Source organism: uncultured Tenacibaculum sp. (genome assembly GCF_947494125.1).
Lineage (GTDB): Bacteria > Bacteroidota > Bacteroidia > Flavobacteriales > Flavobacteriaceae > Polaribacter.
Window position 1 is genome coordinate 1 of sequence record NZ_CANLTU010000018.1, and the last position, 13,355, is coordinate 13,355.

The following is a 13,355-nucleotide window of genomic DNA, read 5'->3' on the forward strand; positions in this document are numbered from 1 at the left end:
AACCTTTTTAATGAACTTTTACTAACTTTAAAACCTTACGTTTTTCCCTTAGCGGGTGCAAATATAGAACCCTTTTTTAACATAACAACACCTTTTTTAAAGTATTTTTTGAAGTTTTTCTCAACTCCTATTCTATCAACACATTAACCGCAATCTTTTTTTATCCCTAACCCTTTTTAAACTGCCTTATTCTTTTTTAATTCACTTTTATAAGATACTTCTTTCTTATTTTAACCTTATATCTAAACTCTCTTTATTTCCTTTTTAAAGGAACATCTATTAATGAGGGTTCTTATTAATAGTAAAAAAGAACGTAGTTCCTTTTTCTATCTCACTCTCCAACCACACTTTACCTCCTGCTCTTTCTATAATCTTTTTCACCAAAGCCAAACCAATTCCAACTTCACCTATCTTTTGATCAACATCTAATCTTTGAAACAACTGAAATATCTTATCAAAATACTTACTCTCTATACCTGGCCCGTTATCTTTAACTGAAAACATATACTCTTTTTCAATTTCTTCACACCTAATCTCCACCTTTTTTCTATCCTTATTATTATGTCTTATCCCATTCTGTATTAAATTTTGAAAAACCTGAATTAATTGTGATTCATTAAAAAACACCTTTGGCATTTTATTTTTTACATCAATTTCACAATACTTACTTTCATTAACTCCTTTTATTTTCCTTACAACAAACTCAACATCTACCTTTCTTAATTCCTTTTCATCTTCCTTATATAGGGAATAGTTTAATATCCCTTCTATAAGTTTATCCATTTGCTCTGCTTGTGCCTTTACCTTACCTAAACCTAAAGCCAATTCTTTATTTCCATCATCAATCGCCACAGCCTCACTCCACTCTGTTAATGTATATATATTTCTCAATGGCTGTTTTAAATCGTGTGATATCACATATGCAAATTCTTCTAAATCGCTATTCCTTTCACTTAATTCTTTTGCTCTGTACTCAAGAGTACTTGTTCTCTCTTTTACTTTATCTTCTAAACTAATATTAAGCTCTACTAACTTCTGCCTATACCTTATAAATCCATTTAAAATTATAAATGAATACACAAATATGGTTGTTGTTGATATTATAATAGCTCCTTCATCTACGATATCTAAATTAGATTTCACTACCCAATAACTCATATGTACAAGTTGCAAAGCACTAAACAACACAATTAACAATCTATTATTTAACATTAATACCCCTCCAAACATCACTATAAAAGTCCCCAACAAATAATCTAATGAAAAATTATTTAATGCCACCGTATATGTTAAATAGTGCTGAAACAACAATAGAGCTATAAAGACAAACACCCCATAATAGTCACTTACAATCTTACTCTTTGTATGCGGCAACAATCCTACAAATAAAAATAGAAAAGCAAAAAACTCTCTTAAATAAGGAAGTTCCACTGCATTGACATTATAATTAAATATTAATAATGAATATACATATATACCTGGTGAAAGCAAACAAAGAACTAAACTATTATTCTTTATCTCGAACGATTCTAAACGTCCAATTCTTTTCAAGAAGTTTGAAAACATATTATACAGTATTGTAAACTTTTAAATATAGGGATTTCAACTCAATCTCTCCCTTAAGTCTTAAACATTTTTACTCACTTTTTTCCTTAATTATTATTTTTCCTTTGTAAAATACAATAGATTATATATTGTACAGCAAACGGTTTTACAATATCTTTGCATCTTAAAATTTCCACTTGTAAGGAAATTTAACCAAAACATATATTTATATAATGATTAAAATTACATTACCAGACGGAAACGTCAAAGAATTTGAAGTGAATAGCACTGCTATGGATGTTGCTAAAAGTATAAGTGAAGGTTTTGCAAGAAACGTGATTTCTGCAAACTTTAATGGCACAACCATTGAAACCTCTACTCCGCTAACCACTGATGGTTCTTTAATTTTATATACATTTAATGATGAAGGTGGCAAAAAAGCTTTTTGGCATTCTTCTGCCCATGTATTAGCACAAGCTATTTTAGAATTTCATCCTAATGCTAAATTAACAATTGGTCCTGCTATTGATAATGGATTCTATTATGATATAGATTTAGGAGAAAAAACTATTTCTGAAAAAGATTTTTCTACAATTGAAAAGAAATTTCTAGAATTAGCTAGAGGTAAACATGAGTTTAAATTACGCTCTATTTCTAAAGCTGATGCCTTATCTTATTATAAAGAAGAAGGCAATGAATACAAAGTTGAATTGATTGAGAATTTAACTGATGGCGATATTACTTTTTGTGATCATAGTGATTTTACTGACTTATGTAGAGGAGGTCATGTTCCTAATACAGGAATCATTAAAGCCATAAAAGTAATGAATGTTGCTGGCGCCTATTGGAGAGGTGATGAGAAGAACAATCAACTAACCCGTATATATGGTATTTCTTTTCCTAAGCAGAAAATGCTTACAGAGTATTTAGAGTTACTAGAAGAAGCTAAAAAACGTGACCATAGAAAACTTGGTAAAGAATTAGAATTATTTACTTTTTCTCAAAAAGTAGGGCAAGGTTTACCTTTATGGCTACCTAAAGGTGCTGCTTTACGAGGTAGATTAGAAGATTTCTTAAAGAAAGCTCAGAAAAAAGCTGGATACGAAATGGTGATGACACCACATATTGGTCAAAAAGAGCTTTATGTTACTTCTGGTCACTATGCAAAATACGGTGAAGATAGTTTTCAACCTATAAGAACTCCTAAAATGGATGAAGAGTTTTTATTAAAACCTATGAACTGCCCTCATCACTGTGAAGTGTACAATTTCAAACCTCATTCATACAAAGATTTACCTAAACGTTTTGCTGAATTTGGCACCGTATATAGATATGAACAAAGTGGAGAGCTACATGGGTTGACTCGTGTTAGAGGTTTTACTCAAGATGACGCTCATATATTTTGTACCCCTGAACAACTAGATGAAGAATTTAAAAATGTTATTGATTTAGTTCTCTACGTTTTTGGCTCTTTAGGCTTTGAAGATTTTACTGCTCAAGTTTCTGTAAGAGATCCTGAAAATCCAGACAAATACATTGGTTCTGTAGATAATTGGGAAAAAGCTGAGCAGGCAATTATTAATGCTTCAAAAGATAAAGGCTTAGATTTTGTTATTGAAGAAGGAGAAGCTGCATTTTATGGACCTAAATTAGACTTTATGGTTAAAGATGCTTTAGGCAGAAGTTGGCAACTTGGAACTATTCAGGTTGACTATAATTTACCTGAACGTTTTGATTTACAATACAAAGGTAGTGACAATGGATTACATCGTCCAGTAATGATTCACCGAGCACCATTTGGTTCTATGGAACGTTTTATTGCTGTTTTACTAGAGCATACTGGGGGTAACTTCCCTCTTTGGTTGACTCCTGAGCAAGTTATTGTACTGCCAATCAGTGAGAAATATCAAAAATATACTAAAAAAGTTTTAACTTTGTTAGAAAATTCCGAAATTCGCGCCCTCGTAGACAATCGAAGTGAGAAGACAGGGAGAAAGATTCGTGATGCCGAAGTAAGCAAAATACCTTTTATGGTTATTGTTGGTGAGAAGGAAGAACAAGACGGAACTGTGTCTGTAAGAAAACATGGTGAAGGAGATATAGGTACATTTACTATTGAAGAATTTATTTCTTTAATACAAGAAGAAGTTAATAAGACATTAGTTCCTTTTGGAAACTAAAAAATAGATAATAATTTTAAATTTATAGGCCATAGCAATTAGAAGAAGAGGCGGACGTAGACCGCTGAGAGTAATTAAAGAAGATCAACATAGAATTAATGATAAAATTAAATATGTTGACGAAGTTCGTCTTGTAGGCGAGAACATTGAGGTTGGTGTATATCCTTTAGCTAAAGCTAAAGAAATAGCACGAGAGCAAGAACTAGATTTGGTTGAAATTTCACCTAAAGCTGTTCCTCCTGTTTGTAAAGTTATTGATTACAAAAAGTTTTTGTACGAGCAAAAGAAACGAGAAAAAGCTTTAAAATCGAAAGCCACTAAGGTTATCGTTAAAGAAATTCGTTTCGGACCTCAAACTGATGAGCATGATTATGAATTTAAAAAGAAACATGCTATTAAGTTTTTACAAGATGGAGCTAAATTAAAAGCTTTTGTTTTCTTCAAAGGACGTTCTATAGTATTTAAAGAACAAGGGCAGATTTTATTATTAAAATTAGCTCAAGAATTAGAAGAATATGGTAAGGTAGAACAAATGCCTAAACTAGAAGGAAAACGTATGATTATGTTTATTGCTCCTAAGAAAGCAAAATAACATTATCTTTTATAAAATATAAGCAAGATAAACTAAAAAACAAAGATGCCTAAAATTAAAACAAAGTCTAGTGCCAAGAAACGTTTCAAGTTAACTGGTTCTGGGAAAATCAAAAGAAAGCACGCGTTCAAAAGTCACATCTTAACAAAGAAGTCTAAAAAACGTAAGCTTGCATTAACTCATTCGACTTTAGTTCACAAGTCTGATGAAGCTAATATTAAGCAACAATTAGTATTAAAATAATTGTTAGCCAGGGAATTTAATTATTAACCATGGAGTTGGGCTCAATTAAGTATCGAAATTCGATCGCCTACTACAAAAAACATTTGAATTATGCCAAGATCAGTAAATTCAGTAGCCTCAAGAAGAAGAAGAAAAAAAATCTTGAAGCAAGCAAAAGGTTACTTTGGAAGACGTAAAAACGTTTACACAGTAGCAAAAAACGCGGTAGAGAAAGCAATGACATATGCTTATCGTGACCGTAAAAACAATAAGAGAAACTTCCGTTCATTATGGATTCAACGTATTAACGCTGGAGCTCGTCAGTTTGGAATGTCTTACTCTCAGTTTATGGGGAAAGTAAAAGCTAATAATATCGAATTAAACCGTAAGGTTTTAGCTGATTTAGCTATGAACAACCCAGAAGCTTTTAAGGCCATTGTAGAAAAAGTAAAATAAGTTTCATAACCTTGCTTATACTAAAAACCCAAACTTAAACGTTTGGGTTTTTTTAAACCATTATCATTCATTATTTGAACATAAAATCTTCACCTATGAAAACTTTAAAAATATTATTCGTTTTTATATTTACTCAAAGCATCATTGCTCAAAACACGAGTAAAATTGAACAACCAAACACTGTTGAAAATCAATTTAAAAAACTTTATAAAAACTCTAATAATTATCAGATTTATAAAGTTATTAAAAAGAACGAGTTTTTAAGCTTACAAAAAAACATATTAGACAGTGTTAAAGTTATAAAAAAAGATGCCGTTTCTAAACAACTCAAAATAAACGAGCAATTAAAGAATATTACTTCTTTGCAAACAAAAATTGACACTTTAAAAAGTAACCTATCTGTTTCTATAGAAAAAGAAGATGCAATTTCTTTTATAGGTATACCTCTAAAAAAGAGTGCTTATAATAGTATTTTATGGAGTATTATTGGAGCACTTCTTTTTGGTTTAGCTTTTTTCATATACCGTTTTAAAAACAGTAATACCGTTACTAAAGAAACTAAAGATTTACTAATTGATGTTGAACATGAATTTGAGCAATACAAAAGAAACTCTATTGATAAAGAGCAAAAATTAAGACGTCAATTACAGGATGAAATTAACAAACAGCGTGGTGTAAATTAATATCTTTAAATATAATAACCACAAAAGTTTTCAAATAAAAAATCCCGAGCACTAAGCTCGGGATTTATATTTTCTATAATCTTTTATTTTATGATAGTCCAGATATTACTCCCTCATTATTAATTGTCATGTTTTCTGAAGCTGGTATAGCTGGCAAACCAGGCATACGCATCATTTTTCCTAAAATAGGAATAATAAATTGAGCTCCTGCTGCTATTTCTATTTCACGAACGGTTACTGTAAAACCTTCAGGTCTTCCAATTAATTTATCGTTATCTGAAAATGATTTTTGCGTTTTGGCCATACATACTGCAAAATCATTAAAACCTAAACGATCTATTCTTCTTAAATTTAATTGTGCTTTTTTACTATATTCTACTTTCTCTGCTCCGTAAATTTCTTTAGCAATTATTTCTATTTTCTCTTTAACAGGACTTTTCCAATTATACAATGGTTTAAATTGTGTTGCCTTGTTTTCTACAATATCAACTACTGCATTTGCTAAATTCTTGGTTCCTTCTCCTCCTTTTGCCCATCCTTCAGAAACTACAGCTTTTACTCCAAGTTTATCACAAGCATCAATCACAAAATTTACTTCCTCTTCAGAATCTGAAATAAATGAATTAATCGCAACTACTGGTTCAATATTATACTTACGTATATTTTCAATATGCTTTTCTAAATTTTTAAAACCCTCTTGAACTTGTTCTATATTTGGCGTATTGTATTCTTCTTTAGAAGCCCCTCCATGGTGACGTAAAGCTCTAACAGTTGCAACTAACACTACACACTTAGGATTTAACCTTGCATATTGTGATTTAATATTTAAGAATTTCTCAGCTCCTAAATCTGCTCCGAAACCTGCTTCTGTTACTACATAATTAGATAATGACAATCCCATTTTTGTTGCAATAATTGTATTTGTTCCTTGGGCTATGTTTGCAAAAGGCCCTCCATGAATAATTGCTGGATTTTCTTCTAATGTTTGTACTAAGTTTGGTTTTATTGCATCCTTTAATAAAATAGCCATTGCATCTTGAGCTTTTAAATCGCTAGCAAAAATTGGTTTTTTATCAAAAGTAAATCCTATAAAAATATTACCTAATCGTTTTTTTAAATCATCAAAATCTGTAGCCATACAAAGTATTGCCATTACTTCAGATGCTGGTGTAATGTTAAATCCATCTTCACGAGGAATTCCGTTTGCAGTTCCACCTAGTCCAATAGTAATATTACGTAAAGCTCGATCGTTCATATCAATAACGCGTTTCCATAAAATGGTACGAGGATCAATATTCAAATTATTTGTTTTACTCTGTAAGTTATTATCAATTAATGCGGATAATAAATTGTTTGCCTTTTCTATTGCATTGAAATCCCCTGTAAAATGAAGGTTTATATCTTCCATAGGTACCACTTGAGAATACCCTCCACCAGCAGCTCCACCTTTTATTCCAAAAACAGGACCTAATGAAGGTTCTCGTAATACAACAGTTGCTTGTTTACCTACTTTATTCAATCCTTCAGTTAAACCTATTGAAACTGTAGTTTTCCCTTCGCCCGCAGGCGTTGGAGTTAAAGCAGTTACTAATATCAAGTTATTTTCTTTAACTTTATCATCATCTATTAAACTTAATGGTAATTTAGCTTTGTATTTACCATACATTTCTAAATCATCTTCTTTTACATTAAGCTTATTTGCCACATACTTAATGTGCTGTAAATCTTTTGCTTGAGCTATCTCAATATCGGTTAAATGCGCCATAGCGAATTGTATAAATTTAAGTTGTTTATTTTGCTTAAAAAGCAGGTAAATATACATAATATAATTCCCATAAAAACTTCCATTTATTAGCATTTTTTAACTAATCATATACTAAACAGATAAATATGACAAAAGAATTGGCAAATCTTTTTTGAAATACTATATTTGCACGTTCTAAAAAAAGTCGATTTAAATTAATAAAAATGCAAAACAAAGGTCTTATTAAATTATTTGCTATCCTGTTCGGATTAGTAAGTTTGTACCAGTTGTCGTTTACATTTTTCGCTAACAAAGTAGAAGATAGCGCTAAAGTATACGCAAAAGAAAATGTTAAAGATAACAACGGTAGAGCGTTAGCTAGATACGAAAGGAAATATCTAGATAGTGTAGCAAATAAAGAAGTATTAAATTTAGGAATTGCCGAGTACACTTTTGATGAAATTAGGGAGAAAGAAATGAACCTTGGTTTAGATTTAAGAGGAGGAATTAATGCAATTTTACAAGTATCTGTAAAAGATATCTTAATTGGATTATCAAACGATTCAAAAAATACAGTTTTTACTGAAGCGTTGGCTAAAGCTGATGAAGCTCAAAAAAACAGTCAAGACGATTACTTAGATTTATTCTATAGTAATTTTATTGAATTATCAAAAAACAATGTAAAGTTAAGCGATCCAAGTATATTTGGAACTAAATCGTTACGTGAGAAAATCGACTTTAATAAAACTAACGAACAAGTAAAATCGACTTTACAAGAAGAAATTAACACATCAATTAACACAGCTTTTGAAGTACTACGTAGTCGTATTGATAAGTTTGGTGTTGTTCAACCGAACATCCAAAGAATTGGAACTTCTGGTCGTATTCAAGTAGAATTACCAGGAGCTCAAGATGTGGAAAGAGTTCAAAAATTATTACAAAGTACTGCTGAATTACAATTTTGGGAAGTATATACCAATGCAGAAGTTCAAAACTTTTTATTTGCTGCAAATGCTAGGGTTGCTGAATTGTTGAAAGATGATTCTAAAACTGAGCAAGTAAAAGATTCAACTAAAACTGATAGTATTGATGACTTATTAGGAGAATCTGCTGATTCTACTAAAGTTGCTACTCAAAAGAATTTATTCACGTACTTGTTTCCTAATGTAGCTCAAAGTCAACAACAAATGAGTTCTTTAGTTGCACAAGCTAAAGTACAAGATACTGCAAAAGTAAATAGTTTTTTAGCTGACAAAAGCGTTAGAGCTTTATTACCTAACAACTTAAAATATGTAAAATTTTTATGGGACTATAAAGCACAACCAAGTGCTGATGGTGCTACAGAAATTATCGGTTTATATGCTATAAAATCAAACAGAAACGATAAAGCTCCTATTGACGGTGATGTAATTGCTGATGCAGCTCAAGATTACGATCAATTAAGTAAGCCTGTAGTTTCTATGACTATGAATGGCGTTGGTACTAAAAAATGGGCAAAAATGACTGGCGAGAACGTTGGTAAATTTGTAGCTGTTGTTTTAGATGATTATGTGTATACTGCACCTGTTGTAAATGGGGCTATTACCGGAGGAAGTACTCAAATTTCTGGAGGGACAATGACTGTTGAAGAAGCTCAAGATATTTCTACAGTATTAAAAGCTGGTAAATTACCTGCTCCAGCAAGAATGATTCAAGCTCAAATTGTTGGACCTTCTTTAGGTCAAGAATCTATTAACGCAAGTATGTGGTCATTTGGATTGGCTATTTTATTGGTATTAGGATGGATGTTCTTATACTACGGTAAAGCTGGTTTATATGCAAATATTGCATTATTAGTAAATATCTTATTTATTTTTGGATGGTTAGTTTCATTCAACGCGGTATTAACATTACCTGGTATTGCCGGTATTATCTTAACCATAGGTATGTCGGTAGATGCTAACGTAATTATTTTCGAAAGAATTAAAGAAGCTTTAAGAGGCGGAAAAGGTTTAGATACTGCGGTTAGCGAAGGATTTAGTTTTAAAGGTGCTTTATCTGCAATTATTGATGCAAACATTACTACTTTCTTAACAGGTGTTATCTTATTTGTATTTGGTACCGGACCAATTAAAGGTTTTGCTTATACTTTAATGCTAGGTATTGCTACTTCTTTGTTTACAGCAATTTTTATTACTCGTTTATTTATTGACGGAGGTGTAAGTAGAGGTACCAATTTAACATTCAATACTAGTATTTCTAAAAACTGGTTTAACAATATTAATATTGAATTTTTAAAGAAACGTAAGTTAGCTTATATTATTTCTGGATTCTTTATTCTTGCTGGATTAGTATCAATCTTTACTTTAGGGTTAAAGCAAGGAGTTGATTTCAAAGGAGGACGTTCTTATACTGTTCGTTTTGATCAAGAAGTGAAAGCTAACGAAGTAGCTTCTGCTTTAAAAGGAGTTTTTGGTACTGCTCCAGAAGTTAAAACTTATGGATCTAACAATCAATTAAAAATAACAACTGCTTTCAAAATTGATGATGAAGGTAAAAATGTTGATGAACAAGTACAAAGTGCTTTATATAATGGTTTAAAGCCTTATTTAGGAACTACTTCTTACGAAAATTTTAAACCTGGTTTTGAAAAAGCTGGTAGCGGAATTATGGAATCTATGAAAGTAGAGCCAACTATTGCTGATGATATTAAAAAAGCTGCATTATGGGCTGTATTAGGTTCATTAATAGTAGTATTCTTATATATCTTATTACGTTTTAGAAAAATGTCTTACTCTATCGGTGCAGTAGCTGCGGTATTCCACGATGTATTAGTGGTACTAGGTGTTTTCTCAATTTTCTACAAATTAATGCCATTCGATATGGAAATAGGGCAATCATTTATTGCTGCAATTTTAACAGTTGTTGGGTACTCATTAAATGATACAGTGGTTATTTTTGATAGAATTAGAGAGTACGCTGCTGAAAGCAATTCTTTAACTGCTGGTTTAGTAGACAAAGCATTGAGTAGTACTTTAGGAAGAACTATTAATACTTCTTTAACTACGTTATTAGTAATGTTAGCTATCTTTTTCTTTGGAGGAGACAGTATTAAAGGATTTATGTTTGCACTAATTATTGGTGTAGTTGTAGGTACTTATTCATCATTATTCGTGGCAACACCAATTATGTTTGATGCTTCAAAAAAAGAAGACAAAAAATAATATATAAATAAACACTCAAAAAACCGTTTTGAATAATATTCAAAACGGTTTTTTCATTTAATATCAAGCAACTATCTTTGCAATCTGATGAAAATTACAAAACTCCACGATTTATATTTTAAAGAATTCATTTCTGCTAATGAAATCTCAACTATTGTTAAAAAACTAGCTAAGCAAGTAAAGAGTGATTTGCCTAAAAACGAGATTCCTTTTTTTATAGGTATCTTAAATGGCTGTTATGTTTTTACTGCAGATTTCTTGCGTGAATACAAAGGCAATTGTGAAATGAGCTTTGTAAAATTAGCTTCTTATGAAGGAACAACTTCAACAGAAAATGTAAAGAAATTAATTGGTGTTAATGAAGATTTAACCAACCGTACTGTTATTATCTTAGAAGATATTATTGATACTGGTACAACTTTACAGGAAATCTACGAGATTTTCAAAACAAAAAACATAAAAGAACTAAAAATAGTATCGCTTTTTTACAAGCCAGATGTTTACCGTAAAGAGCTTCCAATAAACTATATCGGAAAAAGTATTGAAGATAAATTTATTGTTGGTTACGGATTAGACTATAAAGGTTATGGAAGAAATTTGCCTGCTATTTACCAATTAACAACACAACCCAAAATGAAAAACATCGTATTATTCGGACCTCCAGGTGCAGGAAAAGGTACACAAGCTGAAGTATTAAAAGAAAAGTATAGTTTAGTACACATTTCTACTGGTGATGTATTCCGATTTAATATTAAAAATGAAACTGAATTAGGTTTATTAGCTAAAACTTATATGGATGCTGGTAATTTGGTTCCAGATGAAGTTACTATTAGTATGCTTAAAGCTGAAGTTGATAGAAATGCTGAGGCTGCAGGTTTTATTTTTGATGGATTCCCTAGAACTGAATCTCAAGCAGAAGCTTTAGATGCGTTTTTAGCTGAAAAAAACGAACGTATTAACGGAATGGTAGCTTTAGAAGTTTCTGAAGATTTATTAGTTAAGCGTTTATTAGAAAGAGGAAAAACTAGTGGACGTACAGATGATATGGATGAAGGAAAAATCCGTAATCGTTTTAACGAGTACAATACTAAAACAGCTATTTTAAAGGATTTTTATCAAAATCAAGATAATTATTATGGTGTAGATGGTGTAGGTTCTATTGAAGATATTACACAACGTTTATCAGACGTATTTGACACTTTATAAAAATTAATTTCATTACGCCAAGTAATTAAATTAATTATAAATTTTACTTCTGTTTATATATAAACAGAGAACAACTTAGAAAGAATGACTGAAGGAAATTTTGTTGATTATATAAAAATCTACGCATCTTCTGGTAAAGGAGGTCGAGGATCTGTTCACTTACATCGTGAGAAATTCATTACTAAAGGTGGACCTGACGGTGGTGATGGTGGTCGTGGTGGTCACGTAATTTTACGTGGTGATAAAAATATGTGGACACTTTTCCATTTAAAATTTAAACGTCACTTTAGAGCTGAATCTGGTGGAGATGGTAGTAGTAGCCGAAGTACCGGACATGATGCAGAAGATATTATAGTTCCAGTACCTTTAGGAACAATTATTCGTGATGCTGATACCGATGAAATTTTATTTGAAATCACCGAAGATGGTAAAGATGTTATTTTATTAGAAGGTGGTAAAGGTGGTTTAGGAAACTGGAATTTTAAATCGTCTACGAATCAAACACCTCGTTATGCACAACCTGGTATTGATGGTTTAGATGGTTGGTTTCGTATTGAGCTTAAAATCTTAGCCGATGTTGGTTTAGTTGGTTTTCCAAATGCAGGGAAATCTACTTTATTATCGGTTATAACTGCTGCAAAACCTAAAATTGCTGATTATGCTTTTACTACATTAAAACCTAATTTAGGAATTGTAGAATATCGTAATCACCAAAGTTTTGTAATGGCAGATATTCCAGGAATTATTGAAGGTGCTGCTGAAGGAAAAGGATTAGGTCATTATTTTTTACGTCATATTGAACGTAACTCAACCCTATTATTTTTAATTCCTGCTGATAGTGATGATATTCAAAAAGAATATGAGATTTTATTAAACGAATTACGAAAGCACAATCCTGAATTGTTAGATAAAGATCGTTTATTAGCTATTTCTAAATCAGACATGTTAGATGACGAATTAAAAGAAGAAATGAAGAAGGAATTACCAGAAGGTATTGAAACCTTATTTATCTCTTCTGTTGCTCAAATGGGACTGATGGAATTAAAAGATAAATTATGGTCTATGTTGAATTAATTTTCAACCTTATATAAATAAAAAAGCAATCTCTTTAGAGGTTGCTTTTTTGTTTTACATTAATCTACTCTGGATAAATTATATCTAACTTAGATTAATAAATACTTAAATGGTTTAAAATGCACATTCAAGAGACCATTCTGTAAAAAAAGCCAATTGCTCAGCTATCCAAACCTCAGGATCAGCAATTCCTTTTACTTCAGCAATACATTTAAGTATATCTGAAAAATTCCCATGTGTTATTCCTTTTACACAGTTTTCTACTTCAGAACCATAATGGCTAACAACTTTGTTTTGCATACAACTTGACCAACTCATAATTTTAATTTTTAAAATATATCCTACTCTATTTAAAATAGGCTTTTCAGATTACGCCTATGTAATTAAAAACAAATAGTAGCTACTTAATAAAAAATATTTTTGATTACTTTTCAAAATTGAGAAAATAAT

11 protein-coding genes are annotated in these 13,355 nt (G+C 31.0%); 8 read left to right on the forward strand and 3 right to left on the reverse strand.

What is annotated here, in order from left to right:
• Nucleotides 1-279: 279 nt before the first annotated feature.
• Entirely contained in the window at nt 280-1,551 is a 1,272-nt protein-coding gene (locus Q0881_RS16895) for an ATP-binding protein (RefSeq protein WP_299162896.1), read from the reverse strand.
• Nucleotides 1,552-1,778: 227 nt separating this feature from the next.
• Here Q0881_RS16895 and thrS point away from each other — a divergent pair, with 227 nt between their 5' ends.
• The 5 genes from thrS to Q0881_RS16920 all read left to right on the forward strand — a co-directional run bounded on the left by thrS (nt 1,779) and on the right by Q0881_RS16920 (nt 5,678).
• Nucleotides 1,779-3,725, forward strand: a complete 1,947-nt coding sequence (gene thrS / locus Q0881_RS16900; RefSeq protein WP_299162898.1) for a threonine--tRNA ligase — start codon at nt 1,779-1,781, stop codon at nt 3,723-3,725.
• Nucleotides 3,726-3,789: 64 nt separating this feature from the next.
• Nucleotides 3,790-4,317: a translation initiation factor IF-3 gene (gene infC / locus Q0881_RS16905; protein WP_299162986.1), complete on the forward strand. Its 528-nt coding sequence runs from the start codon at nt 3,790-3,792 to the stop codon at nt 4,315-4,317.
• 45 nt (nt 4,318-4,362) lie between these two features.
• A complete protein-coding gene (gene rpmI / locus Q0881_RS16910) occupies nt 4,363-4,560 on the forward strand; it encodes a 50S ribosomal protein L35 (protein WP_099215431.1) in 198 nt (65 codons plus the stop codon).
• A 90-nt stretch (nt 4,561-4,650) separates the two neighbouring features.
• On the forward strand, nt 4,651-4,995 hold the full coding sequence (gene rplT / locus Q0881_RS16915; RefSeq protein WP_299162901.1) for a 50S ribosomal protein L20: 345 nt from the start codon (nt 4,651-4,653) through the stop codon (nt 4,993-4,995).
• A gap of 95 nt (nt 4,996-5,090) precedes the next feature.
• Nucleotides 5,091-5,678: a tRNA (guanine-N1)-methyltransferase gene (locus Q0881_RS16920; protein WP_299162903.1), complete on the forward strand. Its 588-nt coding sequence runs from the start codon at nt 5,091-5,093 to the stop codon at nt 5,676-5,678.
• Between the two features lie 88 nt (nt 5,679-5,766).
• Here Q0881_RS16920 and Q0881_RS16925 read toward each other — a convergent pair whose 3' ends face one another.
• On the reverse strand, nt 5,767-7,443 hold the full coding sequence (locus Q0881_RS16925; RefSeq protein ID WP_299162906.1) for a formate--tetrahydrofolate ligase: 1,677 nt from the start codon (nt 7,441-7,443) through the stop codon (nt 5,767-5,769).
• Nucleotides 7,444-7,646: 203 nt separating this feature from the next.
• Here Q0881_RS16925 and secDF point away from each other — a divergent pair, with 203 nt between their 5' ends.
• From secDF to obgE, 3 genes are all read left to right on the forward strand, one after another.
• Nucleotides 7,647-10,625: a protein translocase subunit SecDF gene (secDF, locus tag Q0881_RS16930; protein ID WP_299162909.1), complete on the forward strand. Its 2,979-nt coding sequence runs from the start codon at nt 7,647-7,649 to the stop codon at nt 10,623-10,625.
• 87 nt (nt 10,626-10,712) lie between these two features.
• Nucleotides 10,713-11,831, forward strand: a complete 1,119-nt coding sequence (locus Q0881_RS16935) for an adenylate kinase (protein ID WP_299162911.1) — start codon at nt 10,713-10,715, stop codon at nt 11,829-11,831.
• 84 nt (nt 11,832-11,915) lie between these two features.
• Nucleotides 11,916-12,905 carry a GTPase ObgE gene (gene obgE / locus Q0881_RS16940; RefSeq protein ID WP_299162913.1) on the forward strand — a complete coding sequence of 330 codons (990 nt, stop codon included), beginning with the start codon at nt 11,916-11,918 and terminating at the stop codon, nt 12,903-12,905.
• Between the two features lie 114 nt (nt 12,906-13,019).
• Here obgE and Q0881_RS16945 read toward each other — a convergent pair whose 3' ends face one another.
• Entirely contained in the window at nt 13,020-13,223 is a 204-nt protein-coding gene (locus tag Q0881_RS16945) for a hypothetical protein (protein ID WP_299162916.1), read from the reverse strand.
• Nucleotides 13,224-13,355: the final 132 nt, after the last annotated feature.

Coding starts and splice junctions, on each gene's coding strand:
- thrS (WP_299162898.1), top strand. CDS start 1,779: ATGATTAAAATTACATTACCAGACGGAAACGTCAAAGAATTTGAAGTG.
- rpmI (WP_099215431.1), top strand. CDS start 4,363: ATGCCTAAAATTAAAACAAAGTCTAGTGCCAAGAAACGTTTCAAGTTA.
- rplT (WP_299162901.1), top strand. CDS start 4,651: ATGCCAAGATCAGTAAATTCAGTAGCCTCAAGAAGAAGAAGAAAAAAA.
- Q0881_RS16920 (WP_299162903.1), top strand. CDS start 5,091: ATGAAAACTTTAAAAATATTATTCGTTTTTATATTTACTCAAAGCATC.
- Q0881_RS16925 (WP_299162906.1), bottom strand. CDS start 7,443: ATGGCGCATTTAACCGATATTGAGATAGCTCAAGCAAAAGATTTACAG.
- secDF (WP_299162909.1), top strand. CDS start 7,647: ATGCAAAACAAAGGTCTTATTAAATTATTTGCTATCCTGTTCGGATTA.
- Q0881_RS16935 (WP_299162911.1), top strand. CDS start 10,713: ATGAAAATTACAAAACTCCACGATTTATATTTTAAAGAATTCATTTCT.
- obgE (WP_299162913.1), top strand. CDS start 11,916: ATGACTGAAGGAAATTTTGTTGATTATATAAAAATCTACGCATCTTCT.
- Q0881_RS16945 (WP_299162916.1), bottom strand. CDS start 13,223: ATGAGTTGGTCAAGTTGTATGCAAAACAAAGTTGTTAGCCATTATGGT.